The 22,209-nt window shown below is 68.8% G+C and carries 18 protein-coding genes; 8 read left to right on the top strand and 10 right to left on the bottom strand.

The annotated features are described in order from the left end of the window. Window position 1: 1 nt before the first annotated feature. The 7 genes from PFX91_RS02195 to PFX91_RS02165 all read right to left on the bottom strand — a co-directional run bounded on the left by PFX91_RS02195 (window position 2) and on the right by PFX91_RS02165 (window position 8,732). The gene (locus PFX91_RS02195; RefSeq protein ID WP_285729024.1) at window positions 2-1,369 is read right to left on the bottom strand and encodes an AMP-binding protein; all 1,368 of its coding nucleotides are present in this window, start codon (window positions 1,367-1,369) and stop codon (window positions 2-4) included. A gap of 1,269 nt (window positions 1,370-2,638) precedes the next feature. Beyond that, the gene (locus PFX91_RS02190; protein WP_285729023.1) at window positions 2,639-3,364 is read right to left on the bottom strand and encodes a serine/threonine kinase C-terminal domain-containing protein; all 726 of its coding nucleotides are present in this window, start codon (window positions 3,362-3,364) and stop codon (window positions 2,639-2,641) included. Next, window positions 3,361-3,945, bottom strand: coding sequence for a hypothetical protein (locus PFX91_RS02185; protein ID WP_285729021.1), 585 nt, complete (start codon window positions 3,943-3,945; stop codon window positions 3,361-3,363). The genes PFX91_RS02190 and PFX91_RS02185 overlap by 4 nt, the downstream gene beginning before the upstream one ends. Next, a complete protein-coding gene (locus PFX91_RS02180; protein ID WP_285729020.1) occupies window positions 3,923-5,695 on the bottom strand; it encodes an AbeC-like domain-containing protein in 1,773 nt (590 codons plus the stop codon). Before PFX91_RS02180 ends, PFX91_RS02185 begins: the two co-directional genes overlap by 23 nt. A 52-nt stretch (window positions 5,696-5,747) precedes the next feature. After that, entirely contained in the window at window positions 5,748-6,524 is a 777-nt protein-coding gene (locus PFX91_RS02175) for a hypothetical protein (protein WP_285729019.1), read from the bottom strand. A 90-nt stretch (window positions 6,525-6,614) separates the two neighbouring features. After that, window positions 6,615-7,358: a Crp/Fnr family transcriptional regulator gene (locus PFX91_RS02170; protein ID WP_285729018.1), complete on the bottom strand. Its 744-nt coding sequence runs from the start codon at window positions 7,356-7,358 to the stop codon at window positions 6,615-6,617. Window positions 7,359-7,673: 315 nt separating this feature from the next. Next, window positions 7,674-8,732, bottom strand: coding sequence for a GAF domain-containing protein (locus PFX91_RS02165; RefSeq protein ID WP_285729017.1), 1,059 nt, complete (start codon window positions 8,730-8,732; stop codon window positions 7,674-7,676). Between the two features lie 353 nt (window positions 8,733-9,085). Between PFX91_RS02165 and PFX91_RS02160 the strand changes: the two genes are divergently transcribed. Further along, window positions 9,086-9,364 (top strand): hypothetical protein, encoded by a 279-nt coding sequence (locus PFX91_RS02160; protein WP_285729015.1) that lies wholly within the window; start codon window positions 9,086-9,088, stop codon window positions 9,362-9,364. A 134-nt stretch (window positions 9,365-9,498) separates the two neighbouring features. Continuing rightward, window positions 9,499-10,755 (top strand): D-arabinono-1,4-lactone oxidase, encoded by a 1,257-nt coding sequence (locus PFX91_RS02155; protein WP_285729014.1) that lies wholly within the window; start codon window positions 9,499-9,501, stop codon window positions 10,753-10,755. Between the two features lie 10 nt (window positions 10,756-10,765). Here the strand turns inward: PFX91_RS02155 and PFX91_RS02150 are convergent, their stop codons facing one another. Then, window positions 10,766-11,179 carry a hypothetical protein gene (locus PFX91_RS02150; protein WP_285729013.1) on the bottom strand — a complete coding sequence of 138 codons (414 nt, stop codon included), beginning with the start codon at window positions 11,177-11,179 and terminating at the stop codon, window positions 10,766-10,768. A gap of 983 nt (window positions 11,180-12,162) precedes the next feature. Here PFX91_RS02150 and PFX91_RS02145 point away from each other — a divergent pair. Then, window positions 12,163-13,785: a stealth family protein gene (locus PFX91_RS02145; protein ID WP_285729012.1), complete on the top strand. Its 1,623-nt coding sequence runs from the start codon at window positions 12,163-12,165 to the stop codon at window positions 13,783-13,785. 87 nt (window positions 13,786-13,872) lie between these two features. Here the strand turns inward: PFX91_RS02145 and PFX91_RS02140 are convergent, their stop codons facing one another. Both PFX91_RS02140 and PFX91_RS02135 read right to left on the bottom strand, forming a co-directional pair. Continuing rightward, window positions 13,873-16,653: a DEAD/DEAH box helicase family protein gene (locus PFX91_RS02140; RefSeq protein WP_285729011.1), complete on the bottom strand. Its 2,781-nt coding sequence runs from the start codon at window positions 16,651-16,653 to the stop codon at window positions 13,873-13,875. 141 nt (window positions 16,654-16,794) lie between these two features. Next, the gene (locus PFX91_RS02135; protein WP_285729010.1) at window positions 16,795-17,526 is read right to left on the bottom strand and encodes a L,D-transpeptidase family protein; all 732 of its coding nucleotides are present in this window, start codon (window positions 17,524-17,526) and stop codon (window positions 16,795-16,797) included. A 277-nt stretch (window positions 17,527-17,803) separates the two neighbouring features. Here PFX91_RS02135 and PFX91_RS02130 point away from each other — a divergent pair, with 277 nt between their 5' ends. From PFX91_RS02130 to PFX91_RS02110, 5 genes are all read left to right on the top strand, one after another. Further along, the gene (locus tag PFX91_RS02130; RefSeq protein ID WP_285729009.1) at window positions 17,804-18,262 is read left to right on the top strand and encodes a hypothetical protein; all 459 of its coding nucleotides are present in this window, start codon (window positions 17,804-17,806) and stop codon (window positions 18,260-18,262) included. 35 nt (window positions 18,263-18,297) lie between these two features. After that, window positions 18,298-19,194: a DMT family transporter gene (locus tag PFX91_RS02125; RefSeq protein WP_285729007.1), complete on the top strand. Its 897-nt coding sequence runs from the start codon at window positions 18,298-18,300 to the stop codon at window positions 19,192-19,194. Window positions 19,195-19,488: 294 nt separating this feature from the next. Beyond that, on the top strand, window positions 19,489-19,830 hold the full coding sequence (locus PFX91_RS02120) for a hypothetical protein (RefSeq protein ID WP_285729006.1): 342 nt from the start codon (window positions 19,489-19,491) through the stop codon (window positions 19,828-19,830). Then, window positions 19,820-21,421, top strand: a complete 1,602-nt coding sequence (locus PFX91_RS02115) for a sensor histidine kinase (protein ID WP_285729005.1) — start codon at window positions 19,820-19,822, stop codon at window positions 21,419-21,421. The genes PFX91_RS02120 and PFX91_RS02115 overlap by 11 nt, the downstream gene beginning before the upstream one ends. Beyond that, the gene (locus PFX91_RS02110) at window positions 21,418-22,077 is read left to right on the top strand and encodes a response regulator transcription factor (protein ID WP_285729004.1); all 660 of its coding nucleotides are present in this window, start codon (window positions 21,418-21,420) and stop codon (window positions 22,075-22,077) included. The genes PFX91_RS02115 and PFX91_RS02110 overlap by 4 nt, the downstream gene beginning before the upstream one ends. The last annotated feature ends 132 nt before the right edge of the window (window positions 22,078-22,209 follow it).

Genomic DNA, 22,209 nt, shown 5'->3' with positions numbered 1-22,209 from the left:
GCTACTTCCCTTCTGTCTGCTTCTTGATCATAGGAAGGTCTGGCTTTCCGTTCCCGTTCAACGGAAACGGACGATCGAAAAGATGAAGACGGTTGGGCATCGCGAAGGATGGAAGCAGTCTGCTCAACTGCATCCGAACCTGAAGACCGGAAGCGGGCCGGGGGGCGTGTTCTGCGGTGGTGTAGGCCAGGTGCAGTTCCGCGTCGGAGCCCTCTTCCCCGATCCAGGCACAGGCCATTCCGGCCAGTCCTGTGCGGCGGGCGGCCTGCTCGATTTCGTCCAGGTCGATCCTCTGCCCCCGGATCTTGACCGTGCGGTCTCTCCGCCCGAGGTAGGTCAAACGCCCGGCCGTGCACGAAACGCGATCCTTCATCGGATAGAGAGTGCGGTGCCCCTCGACCTCGACGGCCGGCAAGGGGTGCAGGGCCCCGTCCATGAGGTATCCGAGCGCCATCCAGGGGGTGCGCACCAGTACCTCGCCCTCAGCGTCCCCCGCGTGGTCGACGGGGACGTGGCCGCCCTCCGGCAGACCCAACACGATGTCGCAGCCGGTGATCGGCTCTCCCAGCGGCAACGTGTCGGCCTCCGCGAACTCCCGGGCCGACAGCTCCTGGATCGAGCAGTCGTTGACCTCGGTCGCGCCGTAGACGTTGTAGAACACGGCCGAGGGGAACCGCCGCGCGGCGGCGCCGCGAGTGACCTGCGCGGCGACACCGCCGGTGAGCACCAGGCCCGTGACCGATTCCTGGACGTCATCCTCCGCGATCGCCTTGACGAGCGCGTCGAGTGTGGACGGCACCGTCTGGAGGAAGGTGGGACGATGTTCGAAGACCAAGCGCCTGAGGTAGTCCGTGTCCTGGAGCCGGGCCGCGTCGGCGGCGACGACCGTGCCTCCGGCCGCCAGCACCGCCCACGTGTCCAGAAGAGAGACATCGAAGTTCCATGGGCTCAGGCTCAAGGACACGGTCGAGGCGTCGAAGCCGAAATACCTCTTTCCCCACTCCATGAACCGGACGATCCCCTCGGCGGGAATCGCGACGAGCTTCGGTGATCCCGTGGACCCGGAGGTGGGGAGGGCCAGGATTCCCCCTGCCGCCGTGTCGCCGGCCGTGTCCCGGGATTCGGCGAAGTGTGCCACCTGTCGCACGACCTGGTCGAAGTACCCGTCCGCCGCCGACGCGGGAACGAGCGCCGCAACGCCGCCGCGGTCGAGCAAGGAGACGCACTCACCGATGAGACGGGGACTCTTGAGGGCCCGGTAGACGCCGAACCCGGGGCCGGTCGAAGCGGCCGGCTCTTCGTCCCGCGCTTCGAGGATCCGGTCCGAGCGCAGGGACCACCCCCCGGAACCGCCTCCGACCACATGCATGGCCACTCCTCCTTCTGGTCGCTCCCTCGGCACAGGACCGGTGCCCGGTGGTCACGTGGAGCGGCTTCTCCGCTCGTCAGGGCAGGAGGAACCGCACCAAGTCATTTGATGTACATGCAATAACTTAGACTCTCCGTGTTCCTTCATCAAGCCCCTGTACGGGATCCGTTCGTCGAACCCTTTTCCCACCTCTGGGAAACGGCCGCGCGCCACTCACACCCTCAAACACAGGACAAGGGGGCCCCTGAAACCTTCCCGAGACCAGGAACACGCGCTGTCACCACAGGTCATCCTCACTTCCCCTTCCTTTGTCGATGTCCGTACCTTTCGACTTCGAACACGAACAGTGATTTCCTCGTGGCCTTCCGTGGAAAGTCGTCGACACGCGCCTCGGGTCGCGCCCTCCTCCCGAAGGCCCCGCCTCTCGACTCTCTGCACTGCTTCTGAACAGGCGTGATGGCACGTGAACGGTGAGGCGGAGTTCACGCGCGCAGGGGGCGATCCGGGCGCTCCTGAGTTCGAGTGCCCGTTCACCCTTTCACCTTCTCCTTGATCCGAGACGGTCGGCCGGTGTCCGGATCCGGCCATCGGCTGACCGTTCAGTAAAAGAAGGTGGCCGGAATCGGCCACCTTCACATCGGTCTCCTGGAACGGTGACGCGGGAGCACCGCGATCACCGGGCATGAGGATCTGATTTGTTCAGAAGAACAGCACCGGAGAAGAATAGAACCAGCACGTGCGGGAAGAATTATTCATGAATTCTCTTACTTCGGCGAAGGTGTTCTCCACCTCTTTCGGAAGGCCAGAACGAGCGTTCTTCTCCACCGCGTACGAGGGTGGCGGCCATACCGAGCCCCGGCGACGCGCCACTCCTGGTGGGACCGGGTGGCCGCATCCGCCTTACCGGGAAGCGGCCCGGTTTCGGGGCGCCCGAACATGGGAGAAGAAGCCAGGCGACATCGCAGATCCTCGGGCGGCACCGATCTCACAGCGTCACTCAGGCCGATCCACGGTCATTTCCCGAGATCATTTGCCGGAATCTCACATTATTCTTGACGACTGGGCGCTATGACCAGAATCTTCCCGAAAAGGAGAAGAGAGACTTCATCCGTCCTTCGTTGCCCTCTTGACACCCATATCTCGCTTCGGGGTTCTGTCCTTCCAGGCGAACTCCCTCAGGGCCGACCTGGGCGGTGCGGTGCCCCGGTCAGGCGGTCATCGACCGTCCACGACCACCGACCGGGGCACACCCTCCCCTCCTGGCAGGTCCTACACGTCCTCCCGGCACGTACCGTCCGCGTCGCAGAAGGACGACACCGCCTCCTCGTGGACCTCGGCGATCGCGTCACGGTCTTCCTCGGGCCCGACGGAGAGCACCATGTAGGTCGATCCGGCGAGAGTGAAGGCGGTGACCATCCCCCTTCTCGGGCCATGGACCGGGTGATCGTAGACGTACTCGAGTTCGGCGTCCCCGCCGGACGTCTCCTCCAGGCGGATCTCCTCGTACCCGTCCTTCCGGGAGCCGCCGCCGCGCACCCACTCTTCCAGCATCTGCCTCGGGAGGGCGAGGGGGCTCTCGTCCCACATGACCTGGAGCAGATAACGCTCGTCGCGGTCGGATATATAGGCGACCCCCGCCTCCGTTCCCTCCGTGGAACGGTCCCAGCCCTCGGGCACGTACAGCGCGAACCCCTCCGGATCCTCGTACCGTTCGGGTGCCGTCTCCTCCGTGGAATCCGCCTCCGTCTTCTCGTTCAAGGCCTGTACCAGGTCCGCGACGGTCAGCACAGGACCTCCGATCAGGAGTACGGCGGCGACCGTCGCGGCGGTGGCGCGCAGAATCCTGTCTCCGGGCAGCCTTCCCCACGGGTGCCGGGGAGGAGGTCCCCCCTCACCGGTGAGGAGCCCGCCGGTCGAGGGTTGTTTCCAGCGCTGCCCTTGGACGTCCCATTCGGCCTTGCCCGGAGCGACCATGTGCGTGTTCCCCTCGCTCACCCGTCGAGCCGAGGCTCTTCGGCCGCCCCTGAGGAGGCCTTCAGAAAACCGCTCAACATCTCCCACAGGGGTTCCGTCCCCTCGACGCCCCTCAGGACCATGCTTCCGCCGGCGCTGAACATGCGCACCAGACGCTCCAGGAGCGTACGTCCGATCCGGCCGGTGGAGGCGATCTCCTTCTCGGCCTTCTCCAACTCACCGTCGACCGCATCGACCTCGAACGTGCGCTCCCGTTCGGCGAGCTCCCGGCGGACGCGGGCCAATCCCTCCAACAACCCCCGGTACTCGGCGGTGTCGTCGACGCGGACCGACCTGTCCACCGCCCTGCTGCGCTTCCCGGTGGCCATGGCCCCTCCGGTGAAGTTCCCCCCGATCACCACCTGTCCGGGAGGGGCCGAGGTCACCCGGGTCGTCGGCGTGGGCGGGTCCGCGGCCCTGAGACCGCCCTCCCTCCTGCTACTGTCCTCGGCCTCGGCCTCCTCCCCCGTGGCCAGGGCGCCTCCGGCCATCGAACCGGCCATGTAGACCCCCGCGTTCTCCTCGCAGACCTGCTCCCGGTCACCACGGTTGTCGCCGACCATGTTCCACCTCTTCGTTCTCGTCGCCGTCGTGCTCGCCCGCGGAGGACCGCTCGTCGTGGCCGGCCCGCGCGCCCTCTCCCGTGGCGATGGCCCCGCCGGACATCGAGCCTCCGATGAAGACACCACCGCTGTTGATATTGACGATCCGCTGTTGGAACTCGCCGGTCTCGTAGCCGGCGGCGGCCAGGGCCTCGCGGACCCCCTTGGCCATCCGCTCCTGCACGGTCTTCACGTACCGGGCCACGTCCATCTCCTGGAACAGCGAGAGTTCATGGCTCTCCACCTGTTCTCTGAGACTGAACAGCGGCGCTTCGACACGGCTCGCCCTCGCTCCGTGAACGCGTGTGCGCAGCCAGGAGAGGAGGGCCTGGAACAGCGACGCACAGGCGACCACCGCCACGGTCGGTGCGCCGGTGAACGCCGAGAAGACCCTCTGCGGCCCCGACGCGGCGAGGAGGTTCGTCTCGGCGACCGCCTCCGCGACGCGAAACCTCTCACGGAGCGGTGTCAGTACGTGCGGGGCGACTTCGAGCAGGAGCGTCCTCCCTCGGGGATGGGCCCGGACGAAGACGGTGGTGACCACCTGCTCCTCCCAGCCGCCTATGCGAACACGGAGGAAGTGGCGGCGCTGCTCGGCGCCCTCCTCGACCGCCTCGCCGACCTGGCGGGAGACGTCGTCGTGGCCCGTCGGCAGCGCGTCCCGTCCGTATCCGAAGGGCAACGGCCCGGGCAGGAACACGCACTCGCTGAGCTCCATCCGGTTGAGACGATCCAGTCTGGTGCCCGAGTCGGCCAGGGTCTTCAACTCCCGCTTCACCATGTCGGTGATGCGCCGCCCGGTGATCTTCACCGCGGCCTGTTCTCCGGCGGCCTCGCGCAGTTCCAGGGTGAACGACCACGCCTTGTGCGCCTTCCCCGCTCCGAGAAAGGGGGTGGCGGGGTCGTAGACGGTCACTCCCGCGTGCTGTTCGCGGGCGATCCGCTCCAGGAGCGGGGTGTACCTCGTGGCGACCTTCGGCCCCTCACCGGTGAAGCCCTGCTCGCCGAGTTCGGCCACCAGGGCGTACTCCACCCACCCGCGGTGCCAGGCCACCACCCAGGTGAGCACGGTGAAGACGGCGACCACACCGAACGTGAAAAAGATCAACAGCCACCACTCGGTGAAGGGCGGGAGGAACGGAATGGAGGAGGTCAACTGCCACCACTCGGTGAAGGGCGGGAGGAACGGAGTGGCGAGGAGTGCCAGGGCAAGGACGATCGCGCCCACCCACACGACCACCCTGAGCAGGGAGCCCACCATGGCGAGCACGCTTTTCCGCTGTTCCCTCTCTCCCATGTCGTGCAGATAGAAGGCGCGCCTTCGCCCGGTCAGGAACCGACTGAGCCAGGTGAGGGGACCGAAGACCAGGAGCAGGAGGAGTCCCAGTCTCATGCCTTTGCCGAACGCCTCGGTGATCCGGCTCAGGTTCTCCGAATCCAGGAGGTCGGCGAGCATCGGCAGGAGGACGGCGAGGAGGAGCAGTGCCGCCACCCCACCCAGGATCCACAACGAGGCCTGCGTCTCCAGACGACGCGCACGCAGACCGTGGCGCAGGATCGGCACCACGTCGAAGCCCAGGGAGGGTGCCACCGCCCGCTCCGGGTGCTTCACGAACTCCCTGATGACACGGCGGCGGAACCGGTCGTCCAGGTACACCGTGGCGCACAGCGAGCGGGTCACCTCGCTGCGGGCGTAGGCGGAGGCGTCCACACCTTTCCGGTGCCCCCTCCCTGCCTCCTTCTCGGAAGGGTCACCGACCGCGCTACCCGGGCTGGACATCCGTCACCGCCTCGAACACGATCTCTCCCCTGGACCGCCCGTTCCCTCGGGAAGGAGCCTTCGCCCCGACCGGACCACCGCCCTGTTCCCTGTCGTTTTCCGGTCTCAGTGAGGGCCGGGGCACGTGGAGGTAGGCCTCCGCCCGGTACTCCTTGTCGGGAAGGTCCACCTCGGCGGCGCGGAACAGGCGGGGTGCCAGACCGACGTAGCCGCCGAGCACGGCGTCCTCGTAGACGCGCCGGGTGAGACCCACCGCCAGGAAGGTGATGTCCGGGTCGGAGCCGGCCAGTTCCGCGCGCAGTTCGGGTGCGTCCAGCAGGCGGTGCGTCTCGTTCATGGCCGTACCCGTGCCGTCGCCGTGTTCGTCTCCCCCGCTGTCCGGCAGCGGTCCCAGGCCGATGGCGGCGCGCAACCGCAGGCGCAGGGCCCTGTCCTCGAAGGCCAGGCCCGGCTGTACGTCGCCCAGGACCTCCTGGAGTTCGTTCATGAGCGGATGGATCAGCAGGGGGAGGTGTTCGGGCGGGACGCCGACCACGTAACCGTCACCGGTGGACTGGGGAAAGGAGGCGTTCTTCCACAGGCCTTCCAGACCACTGCCATGGAACGCCTCCGCCAGGGCGTCCCTGATCGTGTTGCTGAGGATGTGCTGGTTGTACGACGAGGTGCGTGAATACTTCTCCGCGTCCACCGCCAGCACGGCGCGGTACGGCGGCATCGTCCTGCTCGTGCGCCGTGAACGCCGGGGGATCTTCGTCGACATCGGGGCTCCTCGATGACGGGTGAGGAAGTGCTCCTCCCGAAGATCTCCTGCTTCACGTCCGTGCTGTGTCCAGAACTGGACACACCAGGATCATCGGCCTTGGTTTTTTCGGGATTCCTCCTCCCGCTCTTCTCCTTCGGCCAGCCTTCTCAGACGCTCGACATCGCGGATCGTGATGAACTGGCGCCCCGTACTGATCACCCCGAGCGAGCGCAGTCTGCCGAACTCGGCCGCGATCGACGCCCTGGACAGCCCCAGGGAGTCACCGAGTTCTCTTTGGGTCAGTCCGAACTTGAGCACGGTGCCCCGGTGAGCCCCCTCCGCCTTTCCGTCGCGGGTCGCCCTCGTGCCGATGTCGCTGCCCAGGAGGGCGGCGAGTCTGAGCAGGGTCGCCGCCAACCGCTGCCCCGAGGGCAGGGCGGCCATCTCCGAGCGCAGTTCCTCGCTCTCTCGCTGGCGCGTCACGATGTGCTCCCACAAGGCGCGTTCCAGGTCCTGCCCCTTGATCAACAACCGGAACTGGAAACCGCTCATCACGCGGGTGAGACAGGGTCCTCCCGACGCGGTGACCGTCGCCGTTCTGGGCAGACCGGACAACGCGGCGAACTCGCCGATCGCCTCTCCGGCCCCACGCAGGGCCATCAGCGACTCGATTCCGTCGGAGCGCACCATGGAGACTTTGATCATGCCTTCGGCGAGCATGAAGACGGTGTCGTCCTCTTCCCCTTGTCGGACGATCGTTTCACCGGTGTGGAACCGTCGGGTGGCGCCCGACTTGAGGAAAAGCGCCCATTGGTCGTCCGTCAGGAGCGCGCCGAAGCCTTGTCTGCCCATGTCTCCCCATTCCTGATGATGGCCAGGGCTTGGAAATGATGGTCTCCCCCCTGCGGTGGTCGACACCGACACGTTTATCGAATCGCGGCCTTCTCGCGGGCGAACCGTGCGTTACTTATGGGTAGTCGGTTCCGCGACGTTCTCCGCTCTCCGTATTGGACGGACCCCCGGGGCCGGGAATCCTTTCCCGTGGTGGGGACTCTGAGGCCGTCCTCCCATCGGTTCCAGGTCCGAGACGCTCAGGGCACACGCGACGGCCCCCGGGATCGGCGACCGATCCCGGGGGCCGTTTCAGGAACGGGCGACCTTCCTCGCTCAGCCCTCGTCGGACTCCTCGGCGTCCGTGGCTCCGGCCTTCCTACGGCGGACCAGATAGACGGCGGCTCCGCCTCCGGCCGTGACCGCGGCGCCGGCGGCGATCAGCGCCGCGACCGGGCCGCCGGTCTCCGCCAACGGACCGCCGGACTCGTCCCCGGTCTCCTCCTCGGACGGGTCGCGGACGTCCTCCTCGGAGGGCTCCCCGGCACCGGAGCCGTCCTCCTCGTCTCGGCCATCGTCCCGGCCGTCCCCACCGGTGGCACCGTCGTCTTCGTCGCCCGTGCCGGACTCGTCGTCACCATCGCCGTCCCCCGGACCCTCACCGGAGTCCTCGCCAGGGTCCTCCTCCCCGGCCCCGGCGGGGTCGGTGTCCGATGCGACGATGGTCTCGCCGATCCCGTAGGAGACGCTGAACCCCTCGTCGGGGAAGGTCACGACCATCTCCAGGGTCTGCCTCCCGCCCCACAGCTCCTGCTCCACGTCCATGTCCTGCCACCGCAGCGACTCGTTCCTGAGGGTTTCGTGCCAGGGCTCGGTCTCGGTGACGAAGGAGATCTCGGCGCCGAGTTCGTTCACCTCGACGGACTCGGTGCCCTGGTCGTGGGTGAACTCCCTGTCGCCGGCCCAGTTCTGGGTGACCGCGATCTCGACGCCGGTGAAGGAGGCGTGGAGGAGCGGCTCGTCCGATCCTCCTTCGGGGTTCTCCAGGCCGGGCTGGGAGACGCCGTTCTCGGCGGCCTCCCGCATCGCCTCCAGGTCGGCCTCCGTGAGTTCGATGCGCAACTCCTCGAACCTCACCCGGGAGAGCAGTTCGTCCTTGTCGACATCCGTGAGGACGGACGTGCGGGAGTCGGCGAAGATCTCGTCGTCGTAGGCGGTCAGGTACCGATGGGTCCCGTGGAAGTCGGCCTCTCTCGGGAAGAACACGGTGACCGCGGCGTCGCCCGCGATCTCGGCGTGCGCGTAACCGACCTCTCCGTTCTCGGCGTGGGCGGGAACGGCCGCCGCGACGCCGAGCGCACCGAACGCGACGAAGGCGAGACCGCCCTGGAGCACGCGTCGTACAGGAATGGGAGAGGAAGAAGACAAGGGAATCCTCGTTCGTGTGCGTCCGGTCCGTGACGACCGGCTGGGGGATGACGGCCGGGCCACGTCCTCGTCCAACGTGAGGGAGGGACCGGCTCGGGAGCGTGGTGTCCGAGCGGAGGCGGAAGCGCCGACCCTTTACCGATGAACGACCTTAGGCAACGGAAAACAACAGAAGGATAAATCGCAACAACAGAAACATAACCACCTGCACCCTCCCTTCAGGTGCACAAATAAATTCGGATCATCTCGAATTCTTTGTCAACCTTTCTACGCCGGGAACGTCCCTTCCTTCCCGGCGTCCGCGGGACACGGACGCCGGTGTGCCCAAGGAGCGAGTGGCCGGGCTGGAGAGGATGGTCGGCACGTTCGTGCCGGGCTTCGCGGTCTCGGAGGCCAACGGCCGCTTCGGTGAGGGGGGCCTGGACACACGCGAGCGTCGTGAACGGCTCGGCCCCGAGGAGCTGCCCGCACACCACCGACTCGGGGATGTTCTCGACCTCCCGGTCGACTGGGACGCCGAGTGCGAGGAAGGGATGGCGAGGTCGCTGGAGGTGGTCGAGAAGGCCGGTTTCCGAGGTGGAGCGGACGAACGGACCTGACACCGACCCGCCTTCCGTGCGTCCCGTCCCGGCCGCGCACGGACCCCCGACTATCCTCCGGAGAAGACTCCACCCGCCGTGGCGACGTCCGGAGACCGGCGAACGCACGGCGCTCCCCCCACAACGGAGGGCCCATGCCCGAACCGCGTGCCCGGACCACCAACTGGGCCGGCAACGTCACCTTCGGCAGTCCGCGGATCCACCGCCCCCGGACGGTCGACGAACTGCGCCGCCTCGTGTGTGAGAGCACGCGGATCCGCGCCCTTGGCAGCGGCCACTCCTTCAACCTCGTCGCGGACTCCGAGCACGACCTGGTACGCCTGGACGGTCTTCCTTCCGAAGCGGTGGTGGACGAGCGGAACTCGACCGTCACCGTCACCGCGGGCATGCGCTACGCCGAACTGGTCACCGCGCTGGACGCGAAGGGGTTCGCGCTGGCGAACCTGGCGTCGCTTCCCCACATCTCGATCGCCGGGTCCTGTGCGACCGGCACGCACGGCTCCGGGGACGACCTGCGTTGTCTGTCGGCCGCCGTCCGCGCGATCCAGTTCGTCGGTCCCGAAGGGGACCTGACCTGGCTGAGCCGCGACGAGGATCCCGAGGTCCTTCCCGGTGCGGTCGTCGCGCTCGGCGCGCTCGGCGTGGTCACCCGGCTCCGCCTGGACATCGAGCCGGCGTTCCGGATGGCCCAGCGGGTCCGTGTCGGGGTGTCTCTGGGGGAGGTGTCCGCACACGTCGAAGAGGTGTTCGGTGCCGCCTACAGCGTCAGCCTCTTCACCGACTGGCGCGAGGAGGGCATGGTGTGGCTCAAGCACCGCACCGACCGCGCGGAGAGGGGATGGGACGGTGGCCGCCCGGCGCGGCGGCAGGTGCATCCCGTCCCCGGAATGCCGCCCGAGCACAGCACCGAGCAGAGGGGGGCCGTCGGACCCTGGTACGAGCGGCTCCCCCATTTCCGACCCGGGCTGGAGCCGAGCGCCGGCCGGGAGTTGCAGTCGGAGTTCTACGTTCCCCGCGCCTCCGCCGAGGCCGCCTTCACCGTCCTTCGCGGGATCGGGCACCTGGTGGCCCCGGTGCTGCACGTCGCGGAGGTGCGGACGGTCCGCGCGGACGATCTGTGGTTGAGCCCCGCCCACGGCCGGGACTGCGTCACCTTCCACTTCACCTGGCACAGCGATCCGGTGGCCGTGACGCGGGTCCTGGCCTCCGTGGAGGAGCGACTCCTGCCGTTGGGTGCCCGCCCCCACTGGGGCAAGCTCACCACGATGGCCGCCGCGGACGTCATCGGCACGTATGAACGCGCGGCGGACTTCGAGGCCCTGACGCACAGGCTCGACCCCGCGGGGAAGTTCCGCAACGCCTTCGTGGACGACCTCTTCCCCCGGGTGTGAGACGGGGTCTTCAGCGGTCGCCGGACCGGAGTCTGTGCCAGGCGGTGGTCCAACGCCGCCGCTCTCTTTCGTCCTCGCCGGCGCACGCGGTCACGAAGGCCATCAGGAACACGTAGCGGGGCAGTTCGGTGCCCTCCAGGACCTCACGGAAGGTGGAGTGTCTGACCGCTCCCCCGCACAGGTGCTCCAGCTCGCGGTAGGACCAGTCACCCGCCCAGACGAGGTAACGGCGCATGATCAGCAGGAACTCGGCCGGGGTGCGAGCGTTCAGGGGGTTGGGACGTCGGTCGTACCCGGCCAGGGCGCGCACCGGAAGGCGGCTCTCGACGACGACGGCGTCGGTGGCCAGGACACGGTCCACCCAGCTGGTGCGTCTCAGGGCGCTGTTTGGCCCCGTGGGCTCAAGAACACCCGTGGTGGTCACACCTTCTCCTTATTCACCAGTCAACGAGTCTGGGATACGGCTGTTCGGTCACAGGAGAGCAAAAGGGAAGAGAACGACGAAAGCCGGTGGACGGACCGTCTCGGAAGCAACACCGACTGTTCGGTTACAGAGAAATCTACCGGATGATCACGACACACGAAAGCGGCGGTGGTCCCGATTCGGTAGGGGCATTGGCCTCCCTTGGGTACGACGACCTGTCTTTGTCCGTACCACTGTGGACTTTCTCTCCAAAATCCATCCCACGCCATCCGAAGAACGAGAGGAACGTCCATGGCAGGAAAAGCCTCGGAAGCGCTCCGAACTGGGAGATCATAACGATCCCTTTCACGCTTCATAAATAGGCAGACTCAAAATCCTGTTTCGGATGACCATAACTACCTCCCAGGCGGCGTGGCCCGGCGCTCCTCCCGCCCTCGGTCGCCGCGACCTCTCCGGAGCGGCCTCCTGCGGCGCACCCACCGGTGCGGGGAAGGCGCGTGAGCCTCGACCGCGCCCCGCGGGCGCCTTCGCCACAGCTCACAGCGTCGGGTACCCCACCTCCGCGCTTCGGCTCCTCCGGTGTGTCCGGCCCGCGCTCCGTCACAGCGCCCGATCTCGAAGGCCCCGACGCCGCCCGAGGAGGTGCGCCCACGCCCCGGAGAGGTCGCTCACACGGCGGACACGACCCCTCCGGAGGCGACCGTGTCCGATCTCACCAGGCGGGCCACCGTCTTCCATGTAGGACGCCGCGCTCATCCGGGTAGGGGATGATCCAGCATTTTTCCGGCATATAGCAAAAAATAGAACAACCAGCGCGAATCGCATCCTCGACACGAGAGGATCTCGAATCCGCCGTCAGGAGAGTCGCCTCTCGCGGAAGAAGATGTCCATGTTCTCCTCCATGTGACAGAAGAAACCAAGGTGGACAGCAGATGCAGAATCTCCCCTATTACTTCAGAAGAGCCCGGAGAATTCTCAGGAGAATGACCCCGTTCTCCCTCAAGAAGGCGCTCTTCCTCCCGGCCTCCCGGCGACACAGGAGAAGGGACACCGCGCTCGTCGTGTCCGCCTACCAGCGCGAACCCGTCCTCGCCCGGCCCTGGTCCGGTCCCTTCAGCACCGAGGACCTCACCGCCCGGCAGACGAACCGCTTCACCGACCTCCTGCGGAAACAGGACATCGCATACTTCATCGTCCGTTCTGACAACATTTACCACTATTCGGTCGCCGTGCCGGAAGAGAAAAGGGACGCCGTCCTTTCGGTGCTCTCCTCCCATTACAGCCTGCGCGGAACCTACGTGAAGACCAGGAACGGATATCGCCCCCTCTCCCCACGCCTCCTGCGCCGCCTCCGTCACGCGCCCGTGATCAGGCTCGGAGAGCACGTGGTCGGGGATCGGGGGCCCGTGGTGGTCGGACCCGCGCACGGTTTCACCATCGAGTTCTGGCAGGAGGGCGAGCGGTTCCTGGAGTCGCCCGACCATGAGGACAGACTCGACACCCTCCGGGTGGTGGCGCCCGAGCACATCCTGCGGGACTCGCTCATCGCACCCCAGCCCAACCCGGTCAGCGAGGTGATCCCCGGCAGGGCCCGAGAAGAGACCCGGGTCATGGTCGGAGACCGGTCACATCCCACACTGAACGCCTTCACCTGGGATCTCGCCACCGACATCACCTTCCCGATCGACGTCGTCTACACCTGGGTCGACGGCTCCGATCCGATCTGGCTCGCCAAGCGCGACGCCCACCTCGGTGACGAGGCCCCGGTCAACCCGGACGCGGCCTCGGACTCCCGTTACACCAGCAGGGACGAGCTGCGCTACTCACTGCGTTCGCTGGAGATGTTCGCCCCCTTCGTGCGCAACGTCTTCATCGTCACCGACGGTCAGACGCCGCCGTGGCTCGACACCGACCACCCCAGGGTGCGGGTGGTGGACCACAAGGAGATCTTCAGCGACCCGTCCCTCCTTCCGGTGTTCAACTCACACGCCATCGAGTCGCAGCTGCACCACATCGACGGCCTGGCCGAGCACTACCTCTACCTCAACGACGACGTGTTCTTCGGCCGCCCCGCGCACCCCTCCCTCTTCTTCCACCCCAACGGGCTCGTGAAGCTGAACCCCTCGCCCTACCGCTTCGGCCTGGGAGAGGTCAGTGCCGAGGACCAGCCCGTGGACGCCGCCGCCAAGCGCAACAGCACACTCCTGGAACAGCGCTTCGGCAGGGTGCCCACGACCAAGTTCAAGCACACGCCGATCCCCCAGCGCCGTTCGCTCCTCGACGAGCTGGAGCGGGAGTTCCCCGAGGCCTTCGCCCGGACCGCCGCGTCACGTTTCCGCAGTCCCGACGACCACTCCATACCGTCGTCTCTGCACCACCACTACGCGCTCCTCACGGGCAGGGCCGTGGTCGGAGGCATGCGCTACACCTACCTCAACCTCGCGGATTCCGACGCGGTACGTCTGCGGACCCGGGCCCTGCTGGCGCACAGGAACTTCGACTCCTTCTGCGTCAACGACACCACCGAGGCGGAGGAGGAGGCCGAGGAGCACATCACCGGGTTCCTCTCCGACTACTTCCCCTTCCGCAGTGGCTTCGAGCGCTGAGGGCGTCCCGTCCGTCCTCGGGGCGCGAAGGCCCCGACCGCCGGGGTCGGCCCGCCGCCCTCTCCCGCCGCCACCGGAGCGGAGGACTCACTCCCAGGCGAGGCGGTGGGCGGTGGACTCCTCCGTGGGCGAGTCGCCGAAGTGCCTCTCGAACAGCTCGCGTCCGTGCTCGGTCCGCAGGTACACGACCTCCGCCTCACAGACCCACCGGTTCCACGCCGCCGCGAAGGCCCTCGCGCCCTCGCGGTCGCGCCCCATGAGCGTGGGGACCGCGTGGTACACGGTCGTGTTCGGCAGGGGTCTGCCCGCGATGTGGGCTCGCGCGTGCGCGCGGGCCTCGGCCTCGTCCGCCGGTACGGGCAGGACGTGGCGGGGCACCATGTAGCGCGGACTTCCCCCCAACGGACCCAGCACCTCCTCCAGCGCGGTCGTGAACCTCTCCGCCGCCTCGGGCCCGGCACCGGTCAACGTGAACCGGTACACGCCGTCGGTGTCCACGTGGACGCGCACCCCCTCGGCTCCGACCGGCGAGTGGCCCGCGGCGCGGAGGGCGTCGGCGACCGCGCACGCGTACCGACTCGGAGCCACCGGTTCCGCCGCACGGCCGAGAAGCTCCACCGTCCGGCGCAGGCGGTGCGTCCGGTGGGCGAGGACGGCGACCACCGCGCACACCACTCCCACCACGAGCAGCCAGGGGAGGAGGAGGGCCGCCGCCGTCGACAGCGCGGCCAAGACCGCCGCGACGACCGCGAGGACGGACGTGCCGCCGTGCTCGCCGCCCACGGCTCCGGCGGGTGCGGGCAGTACGGTGGGCGGCTCGGGAACGGGGAGGTCCTCCCCCCGTACGGCGGGGGCGCGTGGTGAACGCACCCGCAGGGTGGGCAGCAGGGTGTCCTCGTAGGGTTCGCCGATCCGCCAGCGCGCACGCGTGCGTCCACGGTCGCGGGCTCGGGCGAGCATCCGACGGTTGACCTCCTCAGGGTCCTCGGGCGGTTCGTACGGAGAGAACGCCGGGTCCACGTGGGAGACCCCGCTCATCACCTCGCCGTCATCGCTCACCCCCAGATAACCCTGGTGTTTGCGCACGAACCGGTCCCAGTCGGCATCGCCTCGCGGATGCTCCCGGCTGACGCACACGACCGTCCAGGTGTGCGCGGTCTTCTCCGGCCAGGACGGGTCGAGTCGCAGCGCCCGGCCCCGGCTCTGCACGACGGCGGTCGGCGTGGTGGCGGTGGTCAGGTCGATGACCGTGTTCACCCCACGCGCGTCCCACCCCTCCCCCAGCAGGGCGCGGGTGCCGACGAGCACCTGACTTTCCCCGGACTCCAGGAACCGGGTCACCACCCCGACCCAGGTACGGGAGGTCCAGGGTCCCTCGATGACGTGCAGTCCGTCGACCTCCCGTGCGGTGAGGAGGAGGTGGGGGAGCGCGTCGCGCGCGAACTCCAGGAACGTCGCGCCGGTCAGCGGCGCCATGGCCACGGTACGGCCGGTGACCAGGACCGGGTCGAGCCCTCGGGTACGCGGGTCGGCGGCGAGCACGGCCAGTTGGAGCCACGCGGATCCGGCGTCGTCGGACAACACCCCCCGGAGGGAGGCGGGGGGCCTGGCGCTCGCGCGTTCGTGGTCGCACAGGACCAGGGCCCGTAGTCGGGGGCCGACCGCGTCCTTCTCCGCCGCGATGATCTCGACGGTGGCGTGGGACTTGGCGTCGCTGCGGGCCAGGACCCGGTCGACGGGCGAGGCTCCGGCGCGGACCCCGTGGCGGGTGAGGTGGTGGCCGACCGACGGCAGTGCGACCCGAAGGCGTTCGCGGGCCTCGCGGTCGCGTGCGGAGCCGGTGAGGCAGTGGCGCGCGTAGTCGCCGATCAGCGCGGTCCAGTCCTCGGCGGTGGGTGGACGCCTGTGCTGTTCGAGGAGGCGGGCTCCCTCGGGCAGCGCGCACAGTCCCGCGTGGTGCAGGCGCAGTACGGCGTCGGTGAGGGAGGGTTCACGGGCGGCGAGCCGGGCCCAGGACACCCGTGCCCCGTCGGCGGTGGCACGGTCGACGAAGCGTGCGTCCACCCAGGGCAGGAAGTCGGTGTCGGCGAAGCCGGGGGCGAGCAGCTCCGTGCACAACCGGGTGAAGCGGGTGCCCTGCTCGGCGAGGTACTCGCGTTCGGTCACGGTGGGTTCGGTGACGTAGGCGAGTTCGGCGAACGGCGCCAGGTACCCGTCGCGTACCAGGGCGGGGATGGAGGCCCCGGTGACGGGCTCTCCGAAGAGACGGTCGACCAGGTCCTTCTCGGCCGCGGTGAGGCTGTCGGCGGGGGTCCCGGTCAGGCCGATGACGTGTGCGTCGGGGAGTTCGGCGAGGATCTCGTCGAGCAGACGTCCCCACACCTGGAGCAGGTGGTGGCACTCGTCCAGCAGGACGGTGAGGGGACCGGCGTCGTGCAGGGCGTCCACGAGGGCGCGTCCGTTGGCGTGCAGCCGGTCGCGGACGGAGGAGGTGCCACGTCCCTCCTCGTCGGTCTCGGCGTCGGGGTCGAAGACGGCGAGGGACTGGTAGGTGAGGACGTTGACGCCGTCCTCCAGACCCCTGGAGCTTCCCGCGGTGCATCCCTCGGGACGGTCGAAGGACTTCCAGTGCGCGATCCACTGCCCCTGGATGGCGGTGTTGGGGACGAGGACGACGATACGGCGGCCCAGACGCCGGGCGGCCTCCAGCCCCACGAGCGTCTTGCCCGAACCCGGTGGGAGCACGATCCACGTGCGTCGATGCCCGGCGGCCCAGCGGGCGTCGACCTCCTCCAGGGCGGTGCGTTGGTAGGGCCGCAACTCCCCCGGCCAGACGGCTTCCGCGATCGGGACGAACACGTGGGACATCCGACCACGGTAACCGGGGCGATCCCGGCCGAAGAGGGCGGGGGCCGACGCCGGGCGGTCGTCCGGCGTCGGCTGCGGACCGTGAGCCGACCTGGGCGGAGGCGGATCGTGACGGAGGGGCCGGGCGGCCTCGTCCGCCGGTCAGCGCACCAGGACGGTGGTGTGCACGTCGATGTGGCCGTTCTCCCAGAGCCAGTCCATCGCGGCCAGACTCACCCGGGCGCACCCCTTGGAGGCGGGCTCGGGCGGGACGCTCGGGTAACCGTGCACGGCGATGCCACCGTGGAAGTACTTGGGTCTGTAGAGCGCCCCGTAGGGGCCCGGGTCCCAGGCGTCGACCTCGCGGAAGACGGTGTAGGTGCCGGTCGGGGTGGTGGCGATCCGCTCACTGCCGTCCGAGGCCTCGTAGGGCAGGCCCGAGCCGGTGGAGGTGTTGATCACACGCTTCACCTCTCCGTCGGAGACCACCAGCAGCAGTTGTCCGTCCAGGTCGATCTCCAGCAGGTCGCCGGAGGTGCTCTGGGCCCGCGGGCGCACGCCCTCGGCCAGGGCGGCACGGGTGTCGGGGCCCACGACGCCGTCCCGGGCGATGCCCGCGGCCTTCTGTAGCGCCACCACGGCCTGTTCGGTGTGGAAGCCGAACCAGCCGTCCACACCGTCGATCCAGTAGCCCAGTTCGGTGAGACGTTCCTGGACCGCGGACACCTCGGGGCCGGTGCTGCCCTGGCGCAGTTCCGTGCCGCCGCCGACCCACGCGGCGTGGGCCGGCGGCGCGAGCGGCGCCGATCCCAGGACGAGGGCGAACGCGGCGACCAGGGCCAGGAGCATGGTTCTCGTCGGATGCCATGAGGGGAGTGATCGGGGGGTTGCCATACGCTCTCCCTACCCACGCGGGCGGCTTCTCTCCCCCCTTCCGTTCCACGTGTGGACGTCCCACTCCTCCACGGGCGGGTCTTCGTGAGAAGTGCCGTGCGAGTACGGCCGGCCGTGTCGTCTCCGCCGTTCGCGGCGACCCGGACCTGAGCCTCGGCTCGTCAGGGACGTGCCGGACCCGTGTCTCCCGGCGCCCTCTCGTCGGTACGCGGACCAGAAGACCACCTGCACGTTCCGACTTCCAGGAAGCCGCGCTCCCGCGCGTGTCCATTGCGCGGTGTACGCCCCAGGGCTGCACCGACACTCCACCCACCGTGCGGCCACCGTCGCCGGCCTCTTCACCGACGCCATCTTCGGCGTGATCAACGCGACCGTCATGCTCGCCCTGTTCTCCGCGAGGCCGGAGAGCAGCGGCTACGTCGCCCAGGGCGCCGTCACCCATGTCTTCGTCGCTCCGGCCCTTCTCGGTACGACCGCCGTCATGGGCCCGCCCCTGGAACTGGGCGAGCGGGTGCGTTCGGGGGACGTGGTCACCGACCTGCTGCGCCCGGTGTCCCTTCTGGGCCGGCGGCCGGCCCAGGACCTCGGTCGCGCCACGTTCATCATGGTCTTTCGCGGAGTGCCCGTCTTCGCCGTCGGCCTGTTCCTGTCCGACCTGGCCCTGCCCGAGGATCCGCTCCGCTGGGCGGCCTTCTTCCTCCCACCGCTCTCCGGTCTTCTTTCGGAAGGCCCATGAAAGCACCGACATGGGAAATGGAATGATCATTCCTTATGGAATCGGGTGTTCTGTGGGGAATCGTGTTCGGTGTGCTGTCGTGCGCGTCGTACACGGCCGCGGCGGTGACCCAGCGCGGGTTGGCGGTGCGGGTGGCCGAGCCGCTCACTCACGGCCGATCACTGGCCGCTCTGCTCAGACACCCGCTGTGGTGGTCGTCCTTGCTGTTCAACGGAGGGCGGGCCGGTTTCCAGGTGGCGGCGGTGAGCCAGGCACCGCTGACCGTGGTGCAGCCCCTCGGAGTGCTGGTGCTGGTGTTCGGTGTCCCCTGGTCCGCCAGGAACGAGGGACGACGGGTCAGCGCCGCGGAGTGGCGCGGGGTCGCCCTCACCTCCGTGGCCCTGGGCGTCCCGCTGGCCGTGGCCGTGACCGGCGGCGGAGGAGGCGTGCTCGACGACACCGCCTCCCTGGTGGTCGGCTGCGGTACAACGGCTCTACTGGTGGCGACCGCCTGGCTCTCGGGAAGGGTGCGCTCGGTGGCCTGGCGCAGTCACCTGTTGGCGGGGGCCGCGGGAACGGCCTTCGGGGTCTCCTCGGCCACGGCCAAGACCTCCGTGGTGGTCATCGGGGAGAGCGGTGCGACCGGTCTGCTGCACGCCTCCTCGCTGGCCACCCCCGTGATCGCGGTGCTGGGGCTGTTCCTGGCACAGGCCGCCTACCAGGGCATGGAACTGGGCGCCCCGCTGGGGGTCACCACCTTCACCAACCCGCTCTCCGCCGCCGTGGTGGGCGTGGTGTTCATGGGAGAGAGCTACACGGGTGGTCGGGTCGGCCTCCTGGTCGCGGCGGTGTGCGCCTTGGTGGCGGCGTACGGGATCCGCCTGCTCACCGCCCCGGAGACCGGAGAGGGCGGTCGAGCCCCACGGGCCCGGGGGCCGGAGACCGTTTCCTGAAGCAGCGTCTCCGGCCTTTCGTTGGCGGACTCACCACAGGGGCCCACGGTGACGAAACCGGTTCCGTGGGAGCTCTGGGTTTCGTTGCGTCGTTTCGTCACGCACCAACGTGCTCGTGTACCGGTGGTGGGCGGGTCGCCGTCGGCCCCGGGGAGAAGGGACGCCCGAGCGGGGCCGCAGCGGCGGGATCGTCTCCCCGGGACGACCGTCGGGGCGCCTCCGAAGAGCGATGATGAAGAAATCCTCATGTACGTTTCATCCTGTGTTCCTCCTCGCCGGACATGCTCGGTGAGTATGAGATCACCACTGTCACTGCTGCTGACCGGCACCGTGGCGGCCCTCCTGGTCGCGGGGGCGGTCCTGGTGTGGGCGATGCCCGGGCGGGGATCCGACGTCGATCCCCCGGGGGAAGTGGTGATCGGTGAGTCCCCGGGTGTCGAGACCGTCACGCCCCCCGACGACGACGTCGTCACCCCTCCCCCGCCGGTCACCGACGACGGGACCGCGGAGGAGGACGTTCCCCACGACGCTGGCCCCTCGCCCGCGCCTTCGTCTCCGGCCGGGGAGCCGGGACGGGTTCCTCCCTGCGACGACGAGGACGACGAGGACGAAGAGGACGACGACGATGACGACTGAGGGCCCGTTCGACGGGGACTCCCCGACGGAGGACCTCGGCGGCGTACCCGGCAGAGGTGCCTGGGGCGGACCCGAGCGCACCGCTCTGTACCCCACGATGGTCCTGGAGGGACCCCCGCCGGAGGTGCCCCAACGACGCCGTGTCCCGGCCCGCCTGCTCATCACGGCCTGGGTCGTCCTGCTCATGGCGGTGGTCCTCCTGCTCGTCGACATCGTCACGTGGAGCATGCTCACCGCCAAGGGCGAGGACCGTGTCGACCGCGCCCTCTCCCAGGAGATCGGCGAGTTCCAGGAGTTCGCCGAGGTGGGGGTCGACCCCGGTACCGGGGAGCCGTTCACCGACGTCTCCACCCTCATCCGGGTCCACCTGGAACGTCAGTACCCCGACCAGGCCGAGATCCTGTTCGGCTGGGTGGAGGAGACCGCCCCCTCCGACACGGGCGCGGGGAGCGCACCCGGCTCCGCCTCCGAGGCCGGACGAATCCGCCAGGGTCAGGAACCGCCCTTCGACGTGTCCGCCGACCCCGACATGACCGCGGCCATCCTGGAGTCCCCCGGCGCCCGGGGAACCCTGGACACCCCCGCCGGCCCCCTCCGTTGGGAGAAGATCCGCGCTCTGCCCCCCGAGGGACAGGACGGCGCCCCGGGATGGTTCGTCATCGGCTACTTCACCGAGGCCGACGAGGACACGACCACGACCACCATGCAGACGATCGTCCTGGTCAGCGCGGTGGGACTGGTGGTCGCGAGCACCGCCGCATGGTGGGTGGCGGGTCGGATCCTGGCCCCCGTGCGCCTGGTACGCCAGACCGCCGCGCAGATCACCGAAGAGGACCTCACCCGACGCATCGACGTGTCGGGACGCGACGACATCGCCGCCCTCGCCGAGCAGTTCAACGGCATGCTGGACCGGTTGGAGGGCGCCTTCACGGCCCAGCGGCGGTTCATCGACGACGCCGGGCACGAGTTGCGCACACCCATCACCATCGTGCGCGGGCACCTGGAGTTGATGGGCGACGACCCCGAGGAGAGGCGTGAGGTCGTGCGTCTGGTCACCGACGAACTGGACCGGATGGGTCGGATCGTCGAGGACCTGCTCTTGCTGACCAAGGCCCAGCAGCCCGACTTCCTCCACGTGCGAGAGGTGTCCCTGGCCGAACTGACCAGTGACATCGACGCCAAGGTGCGCCCGCTCGGCGACCGTGACTGGCGACTGGAGAGGCTGGCCGAGGAGAACGCCCTCCTGGACCCGCAGCGGGTGACACAGGCGATGGTCCAGCTGGCCGCGAACGCCGTTCGCCACACCGAGCCCGGTTCCACGATCAGGATCGGCTCCGCCCTCGGTGACGACCACGTGCGTTTCTGGGTCGCCGACCAGGGGCCGGGCATCCCGGCCGAGGAGCACGGGCGCGTCTTCGAGCGCTTCTCACGAGGCGGAGGGGCGACCGGAGGGGACCGGGGCGCAGGTCTGGGTCTGACCATCGTCCGGGCCATCGCGGAGGCCCATCACGGGCGGGTGGACCTGCGCTCCACCCCGGGCTCCGGTTCCACGTTCACACTCGTCATCCCCACCGGAAAGAGGTACGTGTGAGTCGCATCCTCATCGTCGAGGACGAGGAGCGGATCGCCTCGTTCGTCCGTAAGGGCCTGGAGGCCAGCGGTTTCACCACGACCGTGGTGGACACCGGTGCCGACGCCGTGGACTACGCGGTGACGGGCGGTTTCGACCTGATGTTGCTGGATCTGGGGCTGCCGGACACCGACGGGTTCGATGTCCTCAGGCGCGTGCGCGCGATGGGCGTGGACATCCCCGTGGTCGTCCTGACGGCACGCGACGGCGTGCGGGACACGGTGACGGGCCTGGAGATCGGAGCCGACGACTACGTGACGAAACCGTTCCGCTTCGAGGAACTGCTGGCGCGGGTGCGGCTGCGCATGCGCGCCGAACGGCCCGTGGAGACGACCGTGCTGCGCGCGGGCGGCCTGGTGTTGGACCTGCGTACGCGGCGGGTCGCGGTGGAGGAGGTCTCGGTGGACCTGACCGCGCGGGAGTTCGCCCTGTTGGAACTGTTGATGCGGCATCCGGGGCAGGTGCTCACCCGGCAGCAGATGCTCTCGCACGTGTGGGGCTACGACCATGACCCGGGGTCGAACGTGGTGGACGTGTTCGTGCGTGCGTTGCGCCGCAAGGTGGGCGCGGAGCGGATCGTGACGGTACGGGGAATGGGGTACCGGTTGACCGATTGACCGGACGAACGCGCTGGTGACAGGGGGCGGAGGCGTCGATGACACCTCCGCCCCCTGTTGTTTTTGAAATCTTGACGGACCGAAACCCCGCAGATGACGGAGATGAGGGTTCCTTCATGCGTTTCTCATGGA

The organism is Nocardiopsis sp. ATB16-24 (genome assembly GCF_030271535.1).
Classification (GTDB): domain Bacteria; phylum Actinomycetota; class Actinomycetes; order Streptosporangiales; family Streptosporangiaceae; genus Nocardiopsis.
This window is presented reverse-complemented; position numbering and strand designations above follow the sequence as displayed.

Excerpts from the sequence above, each read along its gene's own strand:
- PFX91_RS02125 (WP_285729007.1), top strand. The coding sequence starts at position 18,298 with ATGGAATCGGGTGTTCTGTGGGGAATCGTGTTCGGTGTGCTGTCGTGC.
- PFX91_RS02170 (WP_285729018.1), bottom strand. The coding sequence starts at position 7,358 with ATGGGCAGACAAGGCTTCGGCGCGCTCCTGACGGACGACCAATGGGCG.
- PFX91_RS02185 (WP_285729021.1), bottom strand. The coding sequence starts at position 3,945 with ATGGTCGGCGACAACCGTGGTGACCGGGAGCAGGTCTGCGAGGAGAAC.
- PFX91_RS02145 (WP_285729012.1), top strand. The coding sequence starts at position 12,163 with ATGACCCCGTTCTCCCTCAAGAAGGCGCTCTTCCTCCCGGCCTCCCGG.
- PFX91_RS02155 (WP_285729014.1), top strand. The coding sequence starts at position 9,499 with ATGCCCGAACCGCGTGCCCGGACCACCAACTGGGCCGGCAACGTCACC.
- PFX91_RS02175 (WP_285729019.1), bottom strand. The coding sequence starts at position 6,524 with ATGTCGACGAAGATCCCCCGGCGTTCACGGCGCACGAGCAGGACGATG.
- PFX91_RS02135 (WP_285729010.1), bottom strand. The coding sequence starts at position 17,526 with ATGGCAACCCCCCGATCACTCCCCTCATGGCATCCGACGAGAACCATG.
- PFX91_RS02120 (WP_285729006.1), top strand. The coding sequence starts at position 19,489 with ATGAGATCACCACTGTCACTGCTGCTGACCGGCACCGTGGCGGCCCTC.
- PFX91_RS02195 (WP_285729024.1), bottom strand. The coding sequence starts at position 1,369 with ATGCATGTGGTCGGAGGCGGTTCCGGGGGGTGGTCCCTGCGCTCGGAC.
- PFX91_RS02115 (WP_285729005.1), top strand. The coding sequence starts at position 19,820 with ATGACGACTGAGGGCCCGTTCGACGGGGACTCCCCGACGGAGGACCTC.
- PFX91_RS02140 (WP_285729011.1), bottom strand. The coding sequence starts at position 16,653 with ATGTCCCACGTGTTCGTCCCGATCGCGGAAGCCGTCTGGCCGGGGGAG.